Origin of the sequence: Acidovorax sp. 94, assembly GCF_003634645.1 — a bacterium.
GTDB classification, from domain to species: domain Bacteria; phylum Pseudomonadota; class Gammaproteobacteria; order Burkholderiales; family Burkholderiaceae_C; genus Acidovorax; species Acidovorax facilis.
Window position 1 is genome coordinate 5,302,929 of the sequence record NZ_RBJA01000001.1, and the last position, 23,003, is coordinate 5,325,931.

A 23,003-nucleotide genomic window follows, 5' to 3' on the forward strand; every position below is an offset into this window, starting at 1 on the left:
CGCAACCAGGCCCGCGTGGAGTGCACGCAGGGCTGCGCGGTCTGGAAACCAGCGGGAACAAGGCAGCGCCCGACCACCAGGTACGGGGTACTGCCAACAGGCTTCAGATCAAGAGCGCGATGGGGGCCCGCGTGCGGGCAGTGGCGCCGCAGTGGCCGCTGCGATGCGGGCGGCCTCGACTGGCTGCAGCGCATGGGCCAGGGGGTGGGGTGGCAGCACGGCGGCTACCGGGGTGGGGGGCGGCGCGCTGGGAGTGGCGCACAAGGGGCAGTCCATGCCCATGGCGCCCATCTCCACCGTGCCATCGTCGGTCTGCACCAGCAGCTTGATGGCGCCGGTGCCCGAGCAGATCACTTCGAAGGATTGCGGGTTCACCAGCGGCGATGCAATCGCCACCCCCATCGACGCCACGAACCATGCCAGCACCCACAGGCGCAGCGCGGCAAAGGTTGTTCGTGGGAGGGCGGTCATGGGGCGCGATGATACTGCGGCCACACAGCGGTGCGGGGCGTTTTGCTATAAATGTTATAGCGTTACTCGCTTTCTGCATCGGCGCCAGGGCCGGATTTTGTGGCAATTTGACGCAGGGCAAGCACCGTGGCTGCTGGCGCCGCCGCGTCGGCGGCGGCGCCAGGTTCAGGCCTGGGTGTAGGCCGTCTTGACCGTGGTGTAGAACTCGGCCGAGTACCGGCCTTGCTCGCGCGGGCCGTAGCTGCTGCTCTTGCGGCCGCCGAATGGCACGTGGTAGTCCACGCCGGCCGTGGGCAGGTTCACCATCACCATGCCGGCCTGCGCGTGGCGCTTGAAGTGCGTGGCGTGCTTGAGGCTGGTGGTGGCGATGCCGCTGGCCAGGCCGAAGGGCGTGTCATTGGCCAGTGCCAGCGCTTCTTCATAGTTCTTCGCGCGCAACACGCTCACCACGGGGCCGAAGATTTCTTCGCGGTTGATGCGCATGCCGGGCGTGGTTTCGGTGAACAGCGCGGGGCGCAGGTAGTAGCCGGGCGCGCCGTCGGCGTTCTTCTCCAGGGCTTCGCCGCCGTAGGCGAGCTTGGCGCCCTCCTGCTGGCCGATGCCGATGTATTCCAGGTCTTGCACGAGCTGGCGGTCGTCCACCACGGGGCCGATGTCGGTGCCAGCCTTGCGGGCGTCGTCCACCTTCAAGGTCTTCATTTTCTCGACCATGGCGGCCACGAAGCGGTCGTGGATGCCTTCGGTCACGATCAAGCGACTGCTGGCGGTGCAGCGCTGGCCGGTCGAGAAGAACCCGCTGTTGATGGCGGCGCCCACAGCAACTTTCAGGTCGGCGTCGTCCAGCACCACAAACGGGTTCTTGCCGCCCATCTCCAGCTGCACCTTGGCACCGCGCGGCACGCAGGCGGCGGCCACACGCTGGCCCGTGCCGACGGAGCCGGTAAAGCTCACGCCCGCAATGCGCTCGTCTTCCAGCAGCACGGCGCCCACATCCGAGCCCCGGCCCATCACCAGGTTGAACACACCGGCAGGCAGCCCTGCGCGGTGCAGGATGTCGGCCAGCGCCCAGGCGGAGCCGGGCACCACCTCGGCGGGCTTGAACACTACGCAGTTGCCGTAGGCCAATGCGGGCGCGATCTTCCAGGCCGGGATGGCGATGGGGAAGTTCCACGGCGTGATGATGCCGATGGTGCCCAGGGGTTCGCGCGTGATCTCGATGCCCACGCCAGGGCGCACGGACGGGATCATCTCGCCGCCGGGGCGCAGCGCCTCGCCGGCAAAGAACTTGAAGATGGCCGCGGCGCGGCCGACTTCGCCAATGGCTTCGGGCAGGGTCTTGCCTTCTTCGCGGGCCAGCAGGTCGCCCAGCTCGGCCTTGCGGGCGATGATCTCGTTGCCCACCGCGTCCAGGATGTCAAAGCGCTGTTGGGGCGTGGACAGGCTCCATGCCGGGAAGGCCGCGTGCGCTGCGGCGACGGCCTCGAGTGCCTGCTCGCGGCTCGCCACGGCGTAGTCGCCTATCACATCGCGCGTGTCGGACGGGTTGGTGTTCTGGTAGGTGCGAACGCCGTCAGTCCAGGCGCCGCCAATCAGGTTTGCATGCATGGTGGTGGTGTGGTGGTGAAGAAGAGGGTGTTGAGAAAATAAGGGGCGGTTGCATGCCGAGTGCGCAGGTTGCGCAGCGCAAGCTAGCTCTGCACACAGGAAGGATGTCTTTCAATGTGCGCTGAGGGCTTTACGGCGGACAACTCCTGGTGGTTTGAAAGGCGCCGCAGCCCCGAACGCGCGAAGCATTGCAATATTTTGTTGTATGTCATCGTACAACACAAGAAGTCCTCTCGGTTGTCGGGTAACTACTGATGGGACAACCGGGAACCTCACCTTGGCCATGATTCCCCAGGGTTTATGAAAGAGTGACTCGGCTGGGGTGATTCAGCTCGCTTCGGCCTGCGCGCGCCGCCGACGTTCGCGGCTGTTGGCCAGGTGGGTGCGCATGGCGGCCCGTGCACCGTCGGGGTCCTGGCCCACGATGGCGTCGTAGATGCTTTCGTGTTCGCCGTTGACACGGCGCAGGTACTGGCGCCGCTCGTCATTGGCCGAATCCATGGCGGCCAGGCGGGCGCGCGGGATGATCATGCTGCCCAGCGTGCCCATCAGTTCGGCGAAGTGGCTGTTCTGCGTGGCACGTGCGATTTCCAGGTGGAACTGGAAGTCCGCCGCCACCGCGTCGCGGCCCGCATCCACGGCGGCTGCCACGGCGTCCAGCGCCTCGCGCATGGCTTTCAGGTTGGCCTCGGTGCGGCGTTGCGCGGCCAGCGCGGCGGCTTCAGTTTCTACCCCAATGCGCAGCTCCAGTACGGCAATCACGTCACGCAGGGTGCTGAACTGGTCGGGGGTGATCTTGAAGCCGGGCGCCTGCCCCAGCCCCAGCACAAAGGTGCCGATGCCGTGCCGCGTTTCCACCAGGCCAGAGGCTTGCAGCTTGGAAATCGCCTCGCGCACCACGGTGCGGCTCACGCTGAACTCGGCCATGATGGCGGCCTCGGTGGGCAGCTTGTCGCCCAAGGCCAAGCGGCCGTCGCGGATGCGGTCTCCCAGGGATTCGACCAGCTCCAGGGCCAGTGTGCGGGGCTTGCGGCGAAGCGGGGTATCGGTGGTCATTTCTTGGTGTTATCCCTATGGGGCGCCGGGGGCAGAAGCGGTACATTGCTTTTCGTTGTACGACAACTGATGACGTTCAACGGAATCTGTTGCCACTGTACCAAGAACCTCTGCCTTTGTAACCGCCATGCCTTGCCATCCGACGCCTATTCGTTTCCAACGCCTGTTATTGACCGGAGCTGCCGGAGGCCTGGGCCAGGAATTGCGGGCGCGCCTGAAAGCCTACTGCACCACCTTGCGGTTGTCTGATATCGCGAACCTGGGCGACGAAGGCGCAGGGGAGGAGCTGCGCCCCGCACGCCTCGAAGACGCCGGCGCCGTGCTCAGCTTGTTGGCGGGCGTTGATGCCGTGGTGCACCTCGGGGGCGTCTCCACCGAGCAGCCCTGGGAGCCCATCCTGCAGGCCAATATCGTGGGTGTCTACAACCTGTATGAAGCGGCGCGCAAGCAAGGCGTCAAGCGGGTGGTGTTTGCCAGCTCCAACCACGTCACCGGTTTTTATCGCCAAGACGAAGTGGTGGGCCCCAACGACCCGGCCCGGCCTGACGGCCTGTACGGCGTGTCCAAAGCCTTTGGCGAAGATTTGTCGCGCTTCTACTTTGACCGCTATGGCATTGAAACCGTGTGCCTGCGCATTGGCTCATCGTTCCCCGAGCCGCGCAACCGCCGCATGCTGGCCACCTGGATGAGCTACGACGACCTGGAGCGCCTGGTTGTTGCCAGCCTCACGGCGCCAGTGGTAGGCCACACCATCATCTACGGCATGGGCGACAACACCACCACATGGTGGGACAACACCCTGGCGCGCCACATCGGCTACCGCCCGCAGGACAGCTCCGAGCCCTTCCGCGCCAAGGTGGAGGCGGCCGACCCGCACCCCGACTTGAGCGACCCCGCCGTCATCTACCAGGGCGGTCCGTTCGTGCGCACCGGTCCTTTCGAATGACCCTTGGCGCCGGGATTCCCGTCCATTCCGCATCACTCAAAAACCATTCCACCGGAGACAAACCATGACCTTTCGCCGATCCCTGCTGACTGCCTGCGCCGCCGCTGTGGCCGCGATGGCAATGCTTCCCGTTGCCGCCCAGGCCCAGTCCATGGTGCTGAAGGCGGCCGACGTGCATCCCGCTGGCTACCCCAATGTGGTGGCGGTCGAGAACATGGGCAAGAAGCTTGACGCCGCCACCAATGGCCGCCTGAAGATCCAGACCTTCCCCGGTGGCGTGCTGGGCGGCGAGAAGGAAATGATCGAGCAGACGCAGTTCGGCGCCATCAACATCCTGCGCACCTCGCTCGGCCCGGTGGGCACGGTGGTGCCTGAGGTGAATGTGTTCAACATGCCCTTCGTGTTCCGCAGCCAGGACCACATGCGTGCGGTGATCGACGGCGCCATTGGCGATGAACTGCTGGCCAAGATCAGCGCGTCGCCCGCCAAGCTGGTGGCCATTGGCTGGATGGACGGCGGGTCGCGCAGCCTCTACACCAAAAAACCCGTGCGCAGCCCCGCTGACCTCAAGGGCCAGAAGGTGCGCATGATGGGCAACCCGCTGTTCGTGGACACCATGAATGCCATGGGCGGCAACGGCATCTCGATGGGTTATGGCGAAGTGTTCACCGCCCTGCAGACCGGCGTGGTGGATGGCGCTGAAAACAATGCGCCCAGCTTCTTCACCAGCAACCACTACAGCACGGGTGCCAAGTTCTACACGCAGACCAACCACCTGATCATTCCCGAACTGCTGGTGGTCTCCAAGGTCACGTGGGACAAGCTCTCCAAGGACGACCAGGCCCTGCTCAAGAAGTTTGGCCGCGAAGCGCAGCTGGAGCAGCGCGCCCTGTGGGACAAGAGCGTGGAGGACTACACCGCCAAGCTCAAGGCTGCGGGCGTGGAGTTCATCAACGTGGACACCAAGGCCTTCTATGACGCCACTGCCCCCGTGCGTGCCAAGTACGGCGCCAACTATGCAGACCTGATGAAACGCATTGAGGCGGTGAAGTAAGCACTGGGTTTGCGTCTTGCGTGGGCGAACTCCTGGTGGGTTGCCTGCGCCTTTTTTCTTTGTCTTTCAGACCTGCTTGTATGGACCACCCCTTTTTGCGCTGGATGGACCGGCTCTACCTGGCCACCATCTGGGCGGCCGGCACGGCCATCTTCTTCATGTCGCTGATCATCCCGTGGGGCGTGTTCAGCCGCTATGTGATGGGCACTGGCTCGCAGTGGCCCGAGCCCATCGCCATCCTGCTCATGATGGTGTTCACCTTCATCGGCGCTGCGGCGGCCTACCGTGCGGGCGGGCACATCGCCGTCAACATGCTCACCGAAAAATTGCCCGCACTGTTGCAGCGGCTGCTGGCGGTGCTGGTGGATCTGCTCATGCTGGTCATCTGCGGCTTTGTGGCCTGGTATGGCACCAACCTGTGCATTGAAACCTGGGGCCAGGGCATTGCGGAGCTGCCTTGGTTGCCCGTGGGCGCCACCTATGCGTCGCTGCCCATCGGCGCGGCCGTCACGCTGCTGTTTGTGCTGGAGAAGATGGTCTTCGGACCGCAGAACCACCGGCGCATCGTGCGCTTTGAAGAACTGACGGAAGGCGCCTGATCATGGATACCTTGGTACTGCTGGGCACGTTCTTCGTCCTCATGATGATCGGTGTGCCGATCGCCTATTCGTTGGGCCTCTCGGCTCTGGTCGGTGCGTTGTGGATTGACCTTCCGCTCGATGCCGTGATGATCCAGGTGGCCTCGGGCGTCAACAAATTTTCGCTCCTGGCCATTCCGTTCTTCGTGCTCGCTGGCGCCATCATGGCCGAGGGTGGTATGGCGCGGCGCCTGGTGGCGTTTGCGGGCGTGCTGGTGGGCTTTATCCGGGGCGGGCTGTCGCTGGTCAACATCCTGGCGTCCACCTTCTTCGGCGCCATCTCGGGCTCGTCGGTGGCTGATACGGCATCCATCGGCTCGGTGCTGATCCCCGAGATGGAAAAGAAGGGTTACCCGCGCCCCTTTGCCACGGCAGTCACCGTGAGCGGTTCGGTGCAGGCCATCCTGATTCCGCCCAGCCACAACGCGGTGCTGTATTCGCTGGCGGCAGGCGGCACGGTGTCGATTGCCGCGCTGTTCATGGCCGGCGTGCTGCCGGGGCTGCTTATGGGCCTCACGCTCGCGGCGTTGTGCCTGTTCACCGCGCACCGGGAAGGCTACCCCAAGGGCGAGGTCATCCCGCTCAAGCAGGCGCTCAAGATCTGTGTGGAGGCGCTGTGGGGCCTGATGACCATGGTCATCATCCTGGGCGGCATCCTGTCGGGCGTGTTCACGGCCAACGAGTCGGCGTCGATTGCGGTGGTCTGGGCGTTCTTCGTGACCATGTTCATCTACCGCGACTACAAGTGGCGCGACCTGCCCAAGCTGGTGCACCGCACGGTCAAGACAGTCACGGTGGTGATGATCCTCATCGGCTTTGCGGCAGCCTTTGGCTACCTGATGACGATGATGATGATCCCTATGAAGGTCACGGCCTTCCTCACCAGTCTGTCGGACAACAAGTACGTCATCCTGGCCCTGATCAACATCATGCTGTTGCTGCTGGGCTGCCTGATGGACATGTCTCCACTGATCCTGATCCTCACCCCCATCCTTCTGCCGGTGGTCAAGATGATGGGCGTGGACCCGGTGCACTTCGGCATGATCATGATGGTCAACCTTGGCATTGGCCTCATCACGCCGCCCGTGGGCACGGTGCTGTTCACCGGCGCTGCCGTGGCCAAGCTGCCGCTCGGTGTGGTTACCAAGGCCATGATGCCGTTCTTTGTGGCGCTATTTGTGGTGCTGCTGATGGTGACCTACGTGCCAGCCATCTCGCTGTGGCTGCCCCGAGCGATGGGACTGTGAAGAAATGAAGCACCCCCTGAGTCGCCTTCGGCGCCTTCCCCCTCAAGGGGGACGACGCCCTCACTGCGGGGCGGCCCTTGCTCGGCGCCTCTGGCCTGGTCCCTGCTCGTTCCATCGGCCGAGGGTAGTGGGCAGCTCCGTGGTGCACTGAAATGGTTACACACACGATGGCTACCGATACCCTGGTATTTGTCTCCTGCGCTGACAGCGGTGAGTTGCATGTGCTCCGTCTGGCGTCGGATTCGGGGCAGCTGCGCACCGAGCAGGTCCTGGCGCTGGGCGGGCAGCTCATGCCCATGGCGCTCAGCCCGGACGGCACCCGCCTGTATGTGGCGCGCCGCAGCGACCCGCTGGCCGTGGTCACCCTGGCGGTGGATGCGCGCGCTGGCCGCGCCGAGATGCTGGCCGAGGCCCCCTTGCCCGCCAGCATGGCCCACCTGGCCACCGATAACACGGGGCGCTGGCTGCTGAGTGCTTCCTACGGTGCGGACCTGGTCGCGGTGCAGGCCATCGCTGCCGACGGGGTTGTCGCTGCGGGGCGTGGTGCCACCACGTACGCCACCGGTCGCCACGCCCACAGTGCGCTGGCCAGCCCCGGCAACCGCTTCGTGCTGGCCGCCTCACTGGGGGGCGGGCAATTGCACCGTTACCGATTCGACGCCGCCACGGGCGCGCTGCAACCCACCGACCCTGCGGTGTTCGCCCTGCCAGCAGGCACAGGTCCCCGGCACTTGCGCTTCAACGCGCGGGGCGACCGCATCTATCTGCTGGGTGAGCTGGATGCCTGCGTGCATGTGCTGGCCTGGGACGAAGCCAGCGGAGGCCTGGAGCTGCTGCAAAGCCTGCCCACATTGCCACCGGGCTTTGCAGGCCCGGCCTGGGGCGCAGACCTGCACCTGAGCGCTGATGGCCGCTGGCTGTACACCAGCGAGCGCAACAGCCACACCCTGGCCGGGTTTGCCGTCGATGCGGTTACCGGCCTGCTGGCCCCCATCGACCACTGGTCTACGCAACTGCAGCCCCGGGGCTTTGCCATCACTCCGGACGGGCGCCACCTGATTGCCGCAGGCCAGATCAGCCACCGTGTGGGTGTGCACTTGATCGCGCCTGGCAGCGGTGCCCTGACCCAGGTGGCCGAGCACGATGTGGGGCTCAACCCGAACTGGATTACCGTGCTGCCCATGCAGCCTGATGCCTGATACCTAATGAGATTGCATAAATTGACGAGACCGCGCCACCGATGAATCGACCCGCCCTCACCATCCGTATGCACCCGGATGACAACGTCGCCATCGTCGCCAACGACGGAGGCCTTCCTGCCGGCACGGTGCTGCCGCCCGGCGTGCCAGGCGCAGGCATCACATTGCGCGACAAGGTGCCGCAGGGCCACAAGGTGGCGCTGCAGGACATGGCCGAGGGCGATGTGGTGCGCCGCTACAACGTGCCCATCGGCTATGCGCTCAAGGCCATCCCGGCGGGAAGCTGGGTGCACGAGCGCCTGCTGCAGATGCCCTCGGCCCGTGCGCTTGAGGGCTTGCCCATGGCCACGGTGAAGCCGCCGGTGCTGGAGCCTTTGACCGGCTACACCTTCGAGGGCTACCGCAACGCCGACGGCTCGGTGGGCACGCGCAACATCCTGGCCATCACCACCACCGTGCAGTGCGTGGCGGGCGTGGTGGCCCTGGCGGTGCGCCGCATCAAGGACGAACTGCTGCCGTTGTATCCGCATGTTGACGACGTGATCGGCCTGGAGCACACCTACGGCTGCGGCGTGGCCATTGATGCGCCCGACGCCATCATCCCCATCCGCACCCTGCGCAACATCAGCCTCAACCCCAACTTTGGGGGCGAGGTCATGGTGGTGAGTCTCGGTTGCGAAAAGCTGCAGCCCGACCGCCTGCTGCCCCCGGGCAGCTTCCCCATCACCGACGAGCGCGACGCGGCGCTGGGCCCCGAGACCGTGTGCCTGCAGGCCGACGAGCATGTGGGCTTCATGTCCATGCTCGACCACATCGTGCAAAGCGCGCGCCCGCACCTCGAACGCCTCAACGCCCGCCGCCGCGAGACCATCCCGGCCAGCGAGCTGGTGCTGGGCGTGCAGTGCGGCGGCAGCGATGCGTTCTCGGGCGTCACCGCCAACCCGGCCGTGGGCTTTTGCGCCGATCTGCTGGTGCGTGCTGGTGCCACGGTGATGTTCAGCGAGAACACCGAGGTGCGCGATGCCGTGGAGCAGCTCACCAGCCGCGCCGCCACGCCCGAAGTGGCCAACGCTATCGTGCGCGAGCTGGGATGGTACGACCGCTACCTGGACCGCGGCCGCGTGGACCGCGCGGCCAACACCACGCCGGGCAACAAGGCGGGCGGCCTGTCCAACATCGCCGAGAAGGCCATGGGCTCCATCATCAAGAGCGGCACCGCGCCCATCGCGCACGTTCTGGCTCCGGGCGAAAAACTGCGCCGCGACCAGCGCGGCCTGGTGTACGCCGCCACGCCCGCCAGCGACTTCATCTGCGGCACGCTGCAGCTGGCTGCGGGCATGAACCTGCATGTCTTCACCACCGGCCGGGGCACGCCCTATGGCCTGGCCGAATGCCCGGTGGTCAAGGTGGCCACGCGCAGCGACCTGGCGCGCCGCTGGCACGACCTGATGGACATCAACGCCGGCAAGATCGCCGACGGCGAGGCCACCATCGAAGACCTGGGCTGGGAGATGTTCCACCTGCTGCTTGACGTGGCCAGCGGCCGCAAGAAGACCTGGGCCGAGCAGTGGAAGCTGCACAACGCGCTGGTGCTGTTCAACCCCGCACCGGTGACTTGAAGTGACACCCCCTGAGTCGCTTCGCGCCTTCCCCCTCTCTCTACGCGCTGCGCGCTACGGGAGGGGGACGCAGCCAGCGCACACAAGCAAAGCGCCGCATCCGCGGCGGGCGGCCCTTGCGCGGCTGCCCTCGCCTCGGCTGCGCCCTTCGCATGCGTTGGTGGCGGCGCGTAGCGCAACGGATCACTGAAACGGTGGCCTTGCAGGCTGCGTCCTGGGGCTGCAAGCCTCCCCCTCACAGCCCGTCTTTGCACGGGCTGTTTCACTAGAGAGACCAAGAACTCACATGGGACATCCCCGATTTTCCGACCCCAGGGTTGTCATCGCGCTGGCGCTGCTGTGTTGCCTGCTCTGGGGCAGCTCCTACCCCGCTATCAAGACCGGCTACGCCTGGTTCGGCATCGCCCGCAATGACATTCCCACGCAGCTGGTGTTTGCAGGCTGGCGCTTTCTGGGCGCGGGGCTGATCCTGCTGGCCTGGGCCGTGGCCACGCGCAAGGCCATCTGGGGGCTGGGCTTTGCGGCCGGGCGCCAGCTGGTGGTGCTGGGCCTGGCGCAGACCACGCTGCAATACGTGTTCTTCTACGTGGGCCTCGCGCACACCACGGGGGTCAAGGGCTCCATCATGAATGCCACCGGCACGTTCTTCAGCGTGTTGCTTGCGCACTGGGTCTATCACAACGACCGCCTGAGCCACGCCAAGCTGTGGGGCTGCGTGGTGGGGTTTGCGGGGGTGATGGTGGTCAACCTGGGGCGCGGCACGCTGGACATGGACTTCACGCTGCTGGGCGAAGGTTTTGTGGTGATCGCCGCCTTCGTGCTGGCCGCTGCGAGCATCTACGGCAAGCAGGTGTCGCAGCGCATGGACTCGGTGGTGATGACGGGCTGGCAACTGGGGCTTGGCGGCGTGGCGTTGCTGGCCATTGGCTGGGGCCTGGGCGGTTCGCTCACGGGCTTTACCTGGGGTTCCAGCGTGTTGTTGGTGTACCTGGCGTTGCTGTCATCGGCTGCTTTTTCGCTGTGGAGCATCTTGCTCAAGCACAACCGCGTGAGCCAAATTACGGTGTTCAACTTCACGGTGCCGGTGTTTGGCGCAGCGCTGTCGGCGATCTTCCTGGGCGAGGCGCTGCTGGAGTGGAAGAACCTGCTGGCCCTGGTGCTGGTGTGCGGGGGCATCTGGCTGGTCACGCGCGATGCTCCCGCCGCATCCGCCACCAAATAGACTCGCAGCCATGGCCTATTCCCTTTCACGCAAAGCGTTTCAGCAAGAGCTTCACGGCCAGCCGACTGACCTCTTCACCCTGCGCGGTGCTGGTGGCTTGCAGGTGGCCGTGAGCAACTACGGCGCACGGCTGGTGCAGGTGGCGGTGCCCGACGGGCAGTGCGGCCTCGTTGATGTGGCGCTGGGCTACGACAGCCTGCAGGGCTACCTGGACGGGCAACTCTCCATGGGCGCCCTCATAGGCCGCTGGGCTGGGCGGTTGCGCAGTGGTTTGTTGACTCTGCCCGATGGCGCACAGCGGCAACTGCCCACCAACAGCGGCCCCCACCACCACCATGGCGGGCCCAAGGGCAGCCGCTTTCAGGTGTTTGCGGTGGATGACGTGCAGGCCGATGCGCTCACCCTGAGCCACACCTTTCGCACTGAGGACGACGGCGTGCCCGGCACGCTCCGCCTGCAGCTACACCTGCACCTCACCGCCGACAACGCGCTGCACATGGCGTGGACGGGCGAGGCGCTGGACGCCCCCACGCTGCTCAACATCACCGGGCATGCGTTCTTCAACCTGGCGGGCGCTGGCAGCACCCACGGCCACACCCTGCAAGTGCCCGCCAGCCGCTATGTACCGCTGGCGGCTGATGTGTGTCCTAGCGGGTTGGTGCAGCCTGTAGATGCCACGCCTTTCGACCTTCGCGAAGCCCGCAGCGTGGGTGCCGCCGTGGCGGAGCCCAGCGAACAGCTGTCGCTGGCGGGTGGGCTGGACCACTACCTGGTGCTGGATGACCATGTGTGGGACGAAGAGGGCGCGGTGCGGACGCCACCGGTGTCACCCGTCACGCCCTCGCAAGGCCTGCGTCTTGCGGCGCTGCTGAGCGAGCCCCTCACTGGTCGCACCATGGAGGTATGGAGTACCGCGCCCGGGGTGCAGGTTTACGCAGGCCACGGCCTCAAAGCTGATCCGGTGCGCGACCTGGGGCGGGGCGCAGAGCAGGGCGTCTGGCTATGGCAGCCGGGCGACGGCATCTGCCTGGAGCCCATGGAGTATCCCGATGCGCCCAACCAGCCCGGGTTTCCGGTGCGTTGGCTGGCGCCGGGCGACGTGGTGCAGGGGGCCATCGTGTACCGCTTCACCGGGTGAGGCTGGGCGGGACTTGGTGAGGGTTGCGATGACACTGTTCATGTGATTTTTAAGTGATTTTTGCCTCTAGCGCTTATCCAGTAAGCGCTAGTAGCTATTCAATTAATAGCTGTTGATTCGGTCTCAATCCACTGGAAACCGTTGACTGCGCGTAGTCGAAGCGCCGCGCGAAACCTTCATGCGGCGGCAGGTGCGCCATGGGCCTCGCTCTGCAGATGCGCCTGCACCACGGCGGCCAGCCAGTCCATCACCACCCGCACGCGCTGGGGCAGGTGGCGCCGGTGGGGGTAGATCAGCGTCACCGGCATGGGCGGGGCAGGGTGGTGCGGTAGCACCTCCACCAGCAGTCCCCGGTCGATCAGCTCGCGCACGCCCAGCAAAGGCGCCTGGATCAGGCCCAGCCCTGCTGCACAGGCGCCCAGGTAGGCCTCGGCGCTGTTGACGGTGACACGCCCAGCCATGGGGTGAAACTGCGGGCTGCCGTCGTCGCCCATCGTTTCAAATCCGGCGGACTTGGTGCCCAGCGTGCTCACGTAGTGCACCAGGTCATGCTGCGCCAGGTCGGCCAGTGATTGGGGTGTGCCCTTGCGCGCCAGGTAGCCCGGGCTGGCGCAGCTGGCCACGCGCACCAGGCCCAGAGGGCGGGCCACCAGCCCGGGTTCTGCCACCGGGCCCACGCGGATCACGCAGTCAAAACCCTCGCGCACCAGGTCAACGCGGCGGTCGGTGCTGCTCAGCTCCACCTCCAGCAGCGGGTGGCGGGCCAGCAGATCGGGCAGCGCAGGCAGCACCAGCTGGCGGGCAATGCCGGTGGACATGTCAATGCGCACGCGCCCGCGCAGCGCAGTGCCGTCGGGCTGCTGGAACATGGCCTGCAGTTCGTCCACATCGTCCAGCAAGTCCTTGCAGCGCTCGTAAAAGGCCTGCCCGTCTTGCGTCAGCTGCACGCGCCGCGTGGTGCGGTGCAGCAGGCGCGTGCCCAGGTGGGCCTCCAGCTGCTGCACGGCCAGAGAGGCGCTGGCCTTGGGCAGGCCCAGCACCTGCGCAGCCTGGGTAAAGCTGCTCAGCTCGGCCACACGGGCAAAGATCTGCATGCGGTCTAAAGGGTTCATTGTTCTTAATGGATGGACAATGAATCATATTTTGCATGGTTTATCTTTGATTGGCACTCCAATAAAGTTCATCTCCAGCCCAGGTCACGCGGTGTGACCGGGCTTCAGACACTGCAAAGGACCCTGCCATGACAAGCGCTTCATCCCTTTCTCCAGCCCCCACCCCCGTCGTTTTGATCACCGGCGGCAGCCGCGGCCTGGGCCGCAGCGCAGCGCTGGCCGCTGCACACAGCGGCATCGACGTGGTGCTGACCTACCGCCAGCAGGCCGCCGAAGCCCTGGCAGTGGTGGCCGACATCGAAAAGCTGGGCCGCCGTGCTGTGGCTTTGCCACTGGATGTGGGCGATGTGGCCAGCTTCGAAGCCTTCGCTGCGCAGCTGCAGCAAACCCTGCGCAGCCACTGGCAGCGCGAGCGGTTTGACTTTCTGGTCAACAACGCGGGCATGGGCGTGCATGCGCCCATCACAGAAACCACTGAAGCGCAGTTCGATGCGCTGGTCAACGTGCACCTGAAGGGCGTGTTTTTCCTCACGCAGCGCCTGCTGCCGCTGATGAACGATGGCGGCCGCATCCTGAACCTGTCGTCGGGCCTGGCCCGCTTCGCCTTGCCGGGCTACGCCGCCTACGCGGCCATGAAGGGCGCCATCGAGGTGCTGAGCCGCTACCTGGCCAAAGAACTGGGCCCGCGTGGCATCACCGTGAACGTGGTGGCCCCGGGCGCCATCGAGACTGACTTTGGCGGCGGCGCGGTGCGCGACAACGCGCAGCTCAATGCGTTTGTGGCCGCGCAGACGGCTCTGGGCCGAGTGGGCGTGTCGGACGATATCGGCCCGCTGGTCGCTTCGCTGCTGCAACCGGCCACACGCTGGGTGAATGCGCAGCGCATCGAGGCGTCGGGCGGCATGTTCCTGTGAACAAGAGAACACCCCCCTGAGTCGCTTCGCGCCTTCCCCCCGCTCTCGCATCGCTGCGCGATGCGGGCAGGGGGACGCCACCCGTGCGGCGGGGCGGCCCTTGCACGGTGGCACTGGTCTGGGGCAGTGCCGATGTCGACGGCTCTCGGGACGAAACAGGAATGCTGTCCAGATACCCATGGGCACATCACGCCGCCTAAGTTTCGTCTAAGTGTCCGTGCCCACACTGCCTTCCATCGCAACCCTGATTGAAAAGGCAGACACCATGAACAACACGCTTGCATCCACTCCCCGCCGCCTGATCCTGGCCCTGGTGGCCGCGGGCGCTGTGGGCGCCACCGGCGCCGGCCTCATCAGCGGGCACCAGGCCCGCGCGGTCACACCCTCCACGCCCATCGTGGCGCAGACGGCCATGGCCCCGGGCGGTGCGCTGCCCAGCTTTGCGCAGATCACCGCGCAGAACGGCCCGGCCGTGGTCAACATCAGCGTCACGGGCAGCACCAAGACGGCGATGGCCAACGAGGACGACGATGACGAGCAGCCCGCTGCCCGCCAGGGCCGTGGCCCGCAGATCGACCCGAACGATCCGTTTTACGAATTCTTTCGCCAGTTCGGCTTCCCCGGCGCGGGCCCGCAAGGCCAGCCCAACGTACCCACCCATGGCCAGGGCTCGGGCTTTATCGTCAGCCCTGATGGCCTGGTGCTGACCAATGCCCACGTGGTCAAGGGCGCGAGCGAAGTGGTCGTCAAGCTCACTGACCGGCGCGAGTTCCGCGCCAAGGTGCTCGGCGCCGACCCCAAGACCGACGTGGCCGTGCTCAAGATCGATGCCAAGGATCTGCCCACCGTGCGCCTGGGCAGCACGCGCGACCTGCAGGTGGGCGAATGGGTGCTGGCCATCGGCTCGCCCTTTGGCTTTGAAAACAGCGTGACGGCGGGCGTGGTCAGCGCCAAGGGCCGCTCGCTGCCCGACGACAGCCTGGTGCCTTTCATCCAGACCGACGTGGCGGTGAACCCCGGCAACTCTGGCGGGCCGCTGTTCAACGCGCGCGGCGAGGTGGTGGGCATCAACTCGCAGATCTACAGCCGCTCGGGTGGCTACCAGGGCGTGTCGTTCTCCATCCCCATCGAGCTGGCCGCCAAGATCAAGGACCAGATTGTGGCCACCGGCAAGGTGCGCCACGCCCAGCTGGGCGTGGCCGTGCAGGAGGTGAACCAGGCGTTTGCTGAATCCTTCCAGCTGGACAAGCCCGAGGGCGCGTTGGTCGCCAGCGTCAGCAAGGGCAGCCCGGCCGAGAAGGCAGGCCTGCAGGCGGGCGACGTGATTCGCCAGGTGAACGGCCAGCTCATCGTGGCCTCGGGCGACCTGCCCGCCTGGGTGGGCCAGGCGCAGCCAGGGCAGCAGGCCAAGCTGTCGGTGTGGCGCCAGGGCAAGCCCTTGGAGCTGACCGCCACGCTGGGCGACGCCAGCGACAAAGCGACCAAGCAGGCGCGCAACGACGATGCCGTGGGCAAGGGCCAGCTGGGCCTGTCGCTGCGCCCGCTGGACCCCGAGGAGCGCCGCGAGGTAGGCGTGAGCGAGGGCCTGGTGATCGAACAGGCGCGCGGCCCCGCTGCGGCGGCCGGTGTGCAGCCGGGGGATGTGCTGCTGGCCATCAACGGCGCGCCCGCCAAGAACATCGAGCAGGTGCGCGCTGCGATGGCCAAGGCCACCGCAGGCAAGTCGGTGGCGCTGCTGATCGAGCGCGATGGCAACAAGATCTTTGTGCCGGTGCGTTTGGGCTAAGCGGTCCCAAAGGCTCTCCTGGCGTCGTTGTTCCGTCTTGCCGTACTTTCGGTACTGTCTGCGACGAAACGCGTAGGAGGCTGTCGGACTTGGAAATCGTCGGCTGCAAATTGACCTCAGCGGTCCATTTTTCACCGTCTTTTTGCCCCATAGCTCGGCTATGGGGCTGCAAATCCGGAAAAAACTGTCCTCGCTGGGGCCAATTTTCGCTTCGACGCTCCAAGTCCGACAGCCTCCTCATATGGTCGCCATTGTCAATACTGTCAGTGCCTCATTTGGTGTGCTCTCAGGATCAATCGGGTGATGCGACACGAGCGTTAGCAGCGACGATGAATCAGACTCATATCCGCGGATTGGTTACCAGCACTTCATCGATTCGTCGTGGGCCTGCCTCGCTCTAGCGTCGGGGATCTGCCTTGCGGTGCCCTGGTAGGAGTCTCGAGGGTTGCCCTATCGTGGCCCGTATCGCATCGCCAGATCGATCCTGCTGCTTGCTTGTCCTGCCTCTTTTCTTTCAGATGGTTTGGCCTTGCTCGCGCTGCGCCTGCATGCCGATGGCCCAGATGAAGCCTGCCAACTCTCTTGCGACGGCGATGCAGGCTTTGTTGGCCTGCAAGCCACGTGCACTCAACGCCGCGAAGCGCTGTGTCAGTCGCAACTGCGCTGTCCATGCCATCCTTCGTATCGGCTCGGACAGATCTTGTTGCCTGATCTGCGCTTGTTTGCCGATGCGCGCCTTGAAGCGGTAGTTCCAGGCAGCTTCGGTCAGCAGCCGCCGGGCGTGTGCGTTGCCTGTCTTGGTGATGCTGCCCCGGCTCGTGCGCTGACCACTGGAGTGCTCCGCGGGAACCAGGCCGAGATACCCCATGAGCTTGCGGGGATGCGCAAAGCGCCCCAGATCTCCAATCTCTGCCACCAGACCAATCGCCGTGATCGCGGCAATACCACGCAGCGCCTGCAGCGCAGCCACCACGGGCTCAAAGCGCCAGCCAGTGATCGAGGCCTGTAGCGCCTTCGTCAGCCGGTCCACACGGTCATCTGCTGCCGTCACGGCTTGCCAGTATTCGGTAAATGCCGTCTGCGTGGCGCCAGCACCGAAGTTCAGTGTTCCCAGCCAGCGGTAGTAGGCGCCGCACCACGAAGTTTTGCCGGTGTAGCGCACGTCGTGGCGCAGCAAGAACCCCTTGAGTTGGTGGCGGGCCTGCACGCGAGTGTTGACCGCGTCTTCGCGCGCCCGCGACAGGTCGCGGATCGCTTCGTCCTCTGGGTCGGGGATCCACACGGCGCTCAACTGGCCAGCGCGAGAGCACTCGGCCAATTGAACGCAGTCGCGCCCGTCGGTCTTGATCCTGTCTCCCGGGCGGCGCGGGATCTGCGAGGGGGCAATGATCTCGCACAGGTAACCCTTGCTTTGCAAGGCGCGCTGAAGGCCAAAGCCGGTAGGCCCGGCCTCGTACACGATGTGCAGCTGATCGGCGTTGCCGACCTTGGTCAACACCTTGAACAGCTTGTTCACATCGTGCGTGACCTTGCCTATCAGGCGCCCAGGCATGCGCCCGGGCTCGGCCGCTGCGATGCTGATGCTGTCTTTGTGGACGTCCAATCCCACGTGAATCTTGCTACTCTCTTGCATGGTCGGTCTCCTTGTTGCTGACGACGCAAGTCACAGCATGTAGCTCTACGTCCTTGGACGCAACCTACGATGTGGGAGACCGGCCGCCTAGTCGAGGGGCGGCGACCATGATGTCTAGATCTGAGCCCCCTCGACCAAAAACTGCACCTTCCGCTCGCCTTTCCACTCGTTCACATCGAGGCGAAAGGCCAGCAGCACGCGCGCGGGCAGTTGCTCGGTGTGGCCGAACCAGATGGCGTCCACCGGGTTGCCCTGGTGCATGAGCTTGATCGACAGATGATTTTTGGATTCGCCCACCAGGCGCTGGCTCACGATCTGCACCTCTTCGCTGAAAGTGGGGGGCAAAAAGCCCTGGCCCCAGACCTCGCGGTGCAGGGTGTCCACCATGTCGGCGCGGCAGTATTCGGGGGCCAGGGGGCCGTCGGTTTCGATGCGGCGGGTGAGGGTGGCGGCGTCCAGCCATTCCTGGGCGACCTGGGCCAGCGCCTGCTCGAAGGTATCGAACGAGTCTGCGTCCACCGTGCAGCCGGCCGCCATGGCGTGGCCGCCAAATTTCAGCAACACGCCCGGGTGGCGTTTGGCCACCAGGTCGAGCGCGTCGCGCAGGTGAAAGCCGGGGATGGAGCGGCCGGAGCCCTTCAGCTCGTGCTCTTTGCCCGGCGCGCTGCTGGCCGCGAACACAAAGGTGGGGCGGTGCAGTTTGTCCTTGATGCGGCTGGCCACGATGCCCACCACGCCTTCGTGAAAGTCCGGGTCGAACACGCTGATGGCCGGGGGCGGTTCTTCGTCTTCCTGGAACAGGCTTTCGGCCATCAGCATCGCCTGGTCGCGCATGCCGCCTTCGATCTCGCGGCGCTCGCGGTTGATGCCGTCGAGCGTGCCTGCCAGTTCGGCGGCGCGGCCTGCGTCGTCGGTGAGCAGGCATTCGATGCCCAGCGTCATGTCGGCCAGGCGCCCTGCGGCGTTGATGCGCGGTCCTAAGGCGAAGCCAAAGTCGAAGGTGGTGGCCACGGGCGCCTTGCGGCCGGCAGCGGTGAACAGCGCGGCTACCCCGGCGGGCATCTGGCCTGCGCGGATGCGCTTCAGGCCCTGGGCGACCAGGCGGCGGTTGTTGGCGTCGAGCTTGACCACGTCGGCTACCGTGCCCAGCGCCACCAGGGTGAGCAGCGGGTCGAGCTTGGGTTGGGTGGTCGCGTCAAAAATGCCGCGCGCCCGCAGCTCGGCGCGCAGGGCCAGCAGCACGTAGAACATCACGCCCACACCGGCCATGGACTTGCTCTCGAAAGTGCAGCCGGGCTGGTTGGGGTTGACGATGGCATCGGCCGCGGGCAGCTCGGGGCCGGGCAGGTGGTGGTCGGTGACGACGACCCTGAGGCCCAGCGCCTTGGCCTCGGCCACGCCGTCCACGCTGGCGATGCCGTTGTCCACGGTGATGAGTACGTCGGCGCCGCGCTCGGCCACGCGGCGGGCGATGGATGCGGTGAGGCCATAACCGTCCGTCACGCGGTCCGGCACGAGGTAATCCACCTGTTGAGCGCCCAGCAGCCGTAGCCCGCGCACCCCCACGGCGCAGGCGGTGGCGCCGTCGCAGTCGTAGTCGGCCACGATGACGAGGCGCTTGTTCTGCGCCATGGCGTCGGCCAGCAGGCGCGCGGCGGTGTCAATGCCTTTGAGGCCCGCGGGGGGCAACAACCTGCCCAGGCCGTCGTCCAGCTCGTCCTTGGCACGCACACCGCGCGCGGCATACAGGCGCGCCAGCAGTGGGTGCACACCGGCCTGTTCCAGCGCCCAGGCGGCACGGGGAGGAATGTCTCTTGCTACTATTTTCATAGCTTATCGCACATGTCTGTAAAGCGCTGGGGCCTGAAAAGGCTCTGAAAACGCTGGGTCAGGGTCCGGGGGGCGGTGTGGAAGGCCAGCGTGTTGCGCTCGCCGCACAGGGTCAGTTGCACCGGCTCGCCGCCTTCGGACTTGCGCAGCAGATCGGCCACCGGGCCTGCGTCCAATGCGGTCCACGCGGCGGCCCAGGCGCGCCAGTCCTCGTTCAGTGCCGCATCGCGCAAGGTGGTGGGCACCGTCGGCGTGGGGAGGGCAGACGGGGCAGGGGTGGGAATTGGGCCGGTGCCATGCACCCAGAACGAGTTGATCACCGGCAGCCCGCGCTCCGAGCGGTCGTCGTTGAAGGCGTGGGTGTAGAGCAGCATCTGCATCTCGCTGTGCAAACGGTGCAGGGTCCGGGCCGCCTTGGCGTCCGGCATCCAGGCGCGCACATCGCGCTGCAGCACGCGCTCCAGCGAGGCGGTGGCCAGGTCGGCAAACAGGGGGCTGGTGGCCAGCCAGCGTGTGGGCTGGTCGTAGTGCAGGGTGATGCCATCTTCGGCAAACCAGGGTGAGACGATGGCCAGCAGCGCGCGCGACGCGGCGTCATCCAGCGCGAGGTGCTCGGGGTTGCGCAGCGTGACGTGGTCGGTGCTGACCTGCCACTGGCAGGGCGTGACAAACGCCCAGGCGTCACCTTCGGGTGACTGGCCTTGCTGGTGGCGGTGCCAAGCGGCCCAGGGGATGCGCCCGTCCTGCGCTGGCAGTCCCAGCGCGCGCGCCAGGGCGCGTTCGTGGGGGGCGGAGAAGCTGGTCTCCTCGCCGCTGTCACTGTGGGTGGGATGGGGGCTGAGCCGGGCCAGAAGCCGGTCCAGGTGGGGCAGGGCCAGGCCCTGCAGGGCTTGCTGGCATCCGGCGGCTGCGCTGGCGGCGTAGGGAACGAGCAAATGGTTGGTGTCCGACATGGCTAGAGCGAGTGGAACACTTTTACGTGCCCACGAAAGCCGGGGAAAGGCCCGGCAACAAGGCGCAGGACGCGCAGCGGTTGGGATACCGCAAGCGGACTGCAACGCAGTGGCCGGGCCTTTCCCCGGCTTTCCCGAAGGGTTGGGCCTCCAGGCCAGCGCTCGCGGCGTTGCGGACCTTGCCAAGGCATCCAGCCTTGGCAGCGGTCCGCGCCTTGCGATCACTGGCCTGGAGGCCCAACGTGGGTATGTAAAAGTGTTTCACTCGCTCTATTGTCCGGGATGCCACAATCTGGCCGGCCTGTGGCGTGCATTCCGCACTCTGCAGTGCCTTCTTTCCTTATCCATGCAAATCCCCTACGAACTGGCCCTGGGCTGGCGCTACACGCGCGCGGGCCGCGCCACGCGGCGCAATGGCTTTATCTCGTTCATCTCGGGCGTGTCCATGCTGGGCATTGCGCTCGGGGTGGCGGCGCTCATCATTGTGTTGTCGGTGATGAACGGCTTTCAGAAAGAGGTGCGCGACCGCATGCTGAGCGTGGTCTCGCACATCGAGATTTTTGCGCCCCAGGGCGCTGCCTTGCCCGACCCGGCGCGCACGCTGGCCGAGGCGAAGCAAAACCCAAACGTGGTGGGCGCAGCACCGTTCGTGGCCGCGCAGGCGCTGCTGGCGCGCGGCGAGGACATGAAGGGTGCGCTGGTGCGCGGCATCGACCCGGCGCTGGAAGGCGCCGTGACGGACTTGGCCGCCACCAACGAAAAGACACTGAATCTGCTGGTGCCCGGCGAATTCCGCGTTGTGCTGGGGGGCGAGCTGGCCCGTATGCTGGGCGTGCGCGCTGGTGATGTGGTCACCCTGATCGCGCCCGCAGGGCAGGTCACCCCGGCGGGCGTGGTGCCGCGCCTCAAGCAGATGACCGTGGCGGGCACGTTTGATTCGGGCCACTACGAATACGACTCGGCCTTGGTGCTGCTGCACCACGAGGATGCGCAGCGCATCTTTCGCCTGGAAGGCCCGACGGGCGTGCGCCTGAAGCTTAAAGACCTGCACCAGGCGCGCGAGGTGGCCCAGCAACTGGCGGGCAGTCTGAGCGGCCAGTTGCTCATTCGCGACTGGACGCAGCAGAACCGCACCTGGTTTGCGGCCGTGCAGCTCGAGAAACGCATGATGTTCATCATCCTCACCCTCATCGTGGCGGTGGCGGCGTTCAACCTCGTATCGACCCTGGTGATGACGGTGACCGACAAGCGCGCCGACATCGCCATCCTGCGCACCCTGGGCGCCAGCCCCAAGAGCATCATGGGCATCTTTGTGGTGCAGGGCGCCATGGTCGGCGTGATCGGCACGGCCGTGGGCCTGCTGCTGGGCCTGGGCATCGCGTTCAACATCGACGTGATCGTGCCCGCCATCGAGAAGGCGCTCAACGCGAGCTTCTTGCCCAAGGACATCTACCTCATCAGCAAGATGCCGAGTGAACCCCAGAGCAGCGACATCATGCCCATCGGCATCATCTCGCTGGTGTTGGCTTTTGTGGCCACCCTGTACCCCAGCTGGCGCGCCAGCCGTGTGAACCCCGCCGAGGCGCTGCGCTATGAGTGATCAGAAAGTTGGAGTGGTGGTATTGGAGGCCAAGGGCCTCACCAAGCGATTCACCGAAGGCCGCCTTGATGTGACGGTGCTCAAGGGCGTGGATCTTCAGATCCGCGCGGGCGAAACGCTGGCCATCGTCGGCGCATCGGGCTCGGGCAAGAGCACGCTGCTGCACCTGCTGGGCGGGCTGGATGCGCCCACGGCAGGCACCGTGCGCCTCAAGGGTGAAGAGATGTCTTCGCTGTCAGCAGAGCGCCAGGGCCAGCTGCGCAACCAGCACCTGGGTTTTATCTACCAGTTCCACCACCTGCTGCCCGAGTTCAGCGCGCTGGACAACGTGGCCATGCCGCTGCGCATCCGCCGCCTGCCGCTGGCGCAGTGCCATGCCGAGGCTGAGCGGGTGCTCACCTCCGTCGGTTTGAAAGAGCGTCTGATGCACCGACCCGCCGAGCTATCGGGCGGCGAGCGCCAGCGTGTGGCGATTGCGCGTGCCTTGGTGACGCGGCCCGCGTGTGTGCTGGCGGATGAGCCCACGGGCAACCTGGATCGCAGCACCGCCGACGGCGTGTTTGACCTGATGCTGCAGCTGGCGCGCGACCAAGGCACGGCGTTTGTGATGGTGACGCACGATGAGTCGCTGGCGGCGCGGTGTGATCGCGTCTTGCGGCTGGTGTCTGGGGTTTTGGGGTGATTTTGGACCCTGGCGCTTGTCTAGAGAGCGCGGGGTGCTATTGTTTTTGAAGTCTTGTGGTGCCCTCCTGTCCGTTCGGGCTGAGCTTGTCGAAGCTTGTTCTTGCTGGTTGGGACAGCATGCTTGGGTTGAGGGCGGAGGCCGGGAGTCGCCCGGCATGCGAGTAACTTTCTTTTGCTTCGCCAAAAGAAAGTCACCAAAGAAAAGGCGACCCCCAGTCTGCGACCCCTGCGCTTCGCTACGGGGCAAACCTGCGTCGGGGCGGTTGTGGGGTGCGCCGCAGAACTCACTGCGCGCC

Annotated in this window: 19 protein-coding genes; 12 read left to right on the forward strand and 7 right to left on the reverse strand. The window is 65.9% G+C overall.

Going from position 1 to position 23,003, the window contains the following annotated elements:
• Positions 1–108: 108 nt before the first annotated feature.
• From C8C94_RS24420 to C8C94_RS24430, 3 genes are all read right to left on the reverse strand, one after another.
• A complete protein-coding gene (locus C8C94_RS24420) occupies positions 109–471 on the reverse strand; it encodes a DUF2946 family protein (protein ID WP_121422557.1) in 363 nt (120 codons plus the stop codon).
• Between the two features lie 165 nt (positions 472–636).
• The gene (locus C8C94_RS24425; RefSeq protein ID WP_121422558.1) at positions 637–2,076 is read right to left on the reverse strand and encodes an aldehyde dehydrogenase family protein; all 1,440 of its coding nucleotides are present in this window, start codon (positions 2,074–2,076) and stop codon (positions 637–639) included.
• Positions 2,077–2,403: 327 nt separating this feature from the next.
• On the reverse strand, positions 2,404–3,132 hold the full coding sequence (locus C8C94_RS24430) for a FadR/GntR family transcriptional regulator (RefSeq protein ID WP_121422559.1): 729 nt from the start codon (positions 3,130–3,132) through the stop codon (positions 2,404–2,406).
• A 127-nt stretch (positions 3,133–3,259) separates the two neighbouring features.
• On the opposite strand from C8C94_RS24430, the gene C8C94_RS24435 reads away from it, so the two are divergent.
• The 8 genes from C8C94_RS24435 (at position 3,260) to C8C94_RS24470 (ending at position 12,195) form a co-directional block, all read left to right on the forward strand.
• Positions 3,260–4,078 carry an NAD(P)-dependent oxidoreductase gene (locus C8C94_RS24435; protein WP_121422560.1) on the forward strand — a complete coding sequence of 273 codons (819 nt, stop codon included), beginning with the start codon at positions 3,260–3,262 and terminating at the stop codon, positions 4,076–4,078.
• A 64-nt stretch (positions 4,079–4,142) separates the two neighbouring features.
• Entirely contained in the window at positions 4,143–5,132 is a 990-nt protein-coding gene (locus C8C94_RS24440; RefSeq protein ID WP_121422561.1) for a TRAP transporter substrate-binding protein, read from the forward strand.
• Between the two features lie 80 nt (positions 5,133–5,212).
• Entirely contained in the window at positions 5,213–5,731 is a 519-nt protein-coding gene (locus tag C8C94_RS24445) for a TRAP transporter small permease (protein ID WP_121422562.1), read from the forward strand.
• A 2-nt stretch (positions 5,732–5,733) separates the two neighbouring features.
• Positions 5,734–7,017, forward strand: coding sequence for a TRAP transporter large permease (locus C8C94_RS24450; RefSeq protein ID WP_121422563.1), 1,284 nt, complete (start codon positions 5,734–5,736; stop codon positions 7,015–7,017).
• A gap of 167 nt (positions 7,018–7,184) precedes the next feature.
• Positions 7,185–8,216, forward strand: coding sequence for a lactonase family protein (locus C8C94_RS24455; protein ID WP_121422564.1), 1,032 nt, complete (start codon positions 7,185–7,187; stop codon positions 8,214–8,216).
• A gap of 41 nt (positions 8,217–8,257) precedes the next feature.
• Positions 8,258–9,835 carry a galactarate dehydratase gene (garD, locus tag C8C94_RS24460; protein WP_121422565.1) on the forward strand — a complete coding sequence of 526 codons (1,578 nt, stop codon included), beginning with the start codon at positions 8,258–8,260 and terminating at the stop codon, positions 9,833–9,835.
• A gap of 286 nt (positions 9,836–10,121) precedes the next feature.
• Entirely contained in the window at positions 10,122–11,057 is a 936-nt protein-coding gene (locus C8C94_RS24465) for a DMT family transporter (protein ID WP_121422566.1), read from the forward strand.
• Positions 11,058–11,067: 10 nt separating this feature from the next.
• Positions 11,068–12,195 carry an aldose epimerase family protein gene (locus C8C94_RS24470; protein WP_121422567.1) on the forward strand — a complete coding sequence of 376 codons (1,128 nt, stop codon included), beginning with the start codon at positions 11,068–11,070 and terminating at the stop codon, positions 12,193–12,195.
• A 176-nt stretch (positions 12,196–12,371) separates the two neighbouring features.
• Here the strand turns inward: C8C94_RS24470 and C8C94_RS24475 are convergent, their stop codons facing one another.
• Complete coding sequence (locus tag C8C94_RS24475; RefSeq protein WP_121422568.1) at positions 12,372–13,307, reverse strand: LysR family transcriptional regulator; 936 nt, start codon at positions 13,305–13,307, stop codon at positions 12,372–12,374.
• A gap of 128 nt (positions 13,308–13,435) precedes the next feature.
• Between C8C94_RS24475 and C8C94_RS24480 the strand changes: the two genes are divergently transcribed.
• Positions 13,436–14,221, forward strand: coding sequence for an SDR family NAD(P)-dependent oxidoreductase (locus C8C94_RS24480; RefSeq protein WP_121422569.1), 786 nt, complete (start codon positions 13,436–13,438; stop codon positions 14,219–14,221).
• A gap of 265 nt (positions 14,222–14,486) precedes the next feature.
• Entirely contained in the window at positions 14,487–16,007 is a 1,521-nt protein-coding gene (locus C8C94_RS24485; protein WP_121423062.1) for a DegQ family serine endoprotease, read from the forward strand.
• A 514-nt stretch (positions 16,008–16,521) separates the two neighbouring features.
• Here the strand turns inward: C8C94_RS24485 and C8C94_RS24490 are convergent.
• From C8C94_RS24490 to C8C94_RS24500, 3 genes are all read right to left on the reverse strand, one after another.
• Positions 16,522–17,640 (reverse strand): IS110 family transposase, encoded by a 1,119-nt coding sequence (locus C8C94_RS24490; RefSeq protein ID WP_121419543.1) that lies wholly within the window; start codon positions 17,638–17,640, stop codon positions 16,522–16,524.
• Between the two features lie 114 nt (positions 17,641–17,754).
• Complete coding sequence (recJ, locus tag C8C94_RS24495; RefSeq protein ID WP_121422570.1) at positions 17,755–19,470, reverse strand: single-stranded-DNA-specific exonuclease RecJ; 1,716 nt, start codon at positions 19,468–19,470, stop codon at positions 17,755–17,757.
• Positions 19,467–20,423, reverse strand: coding sequence for a phosphoglycerate mutase (locus C8C94_RS24500; protein ID WP_121422571.1), 957 nt, complete (start codon positions 20,421–20,423; stop codon positions 19,467–19,469). The genes recJ and C8C94_RS24500 overlap by 4 nt, the downstream gene beginning before the upstream one ends.
• 346 nt (positions 20,424–20,769) lie before the next feature.
• Between C8C94_RS24500 and C8C94_RS24505 the strand changes: the two genes are divergently transcribed.
• Together C8C94_RS24505 and lolD are read left to right on the forward strand one after the other, a co-directional pair.
• A complete protein-coding gene (locus C8C94_RS24505) occupies positions 20,770–22,023 on the forward strand; it encodes a lipoprotein-releasing ABC transporter permease subunit (RefSeq protein WP_121422572.1) in 1,254 nt (417 codons plus the stop codon).
• Complete coding sequence (gene lolD, locus C8C94_RS24510) at positions 22,016–22,705, forward strand: lipoprotein-releasing ABC transporter ATP-binding protein LolD (RefSeq protein WP_121422573.1); 690 nt, start codon at positions 22,016–22,018, stop codon at positions 22,703–22,705. The genes C8C94_RS24505 and lolD overlap by 8 nt, the downstream gene beginning before the upstream one ends.
• The last annotated feature ends 298 nt before the right edge of the window (positions 22,706–23,003 follow it).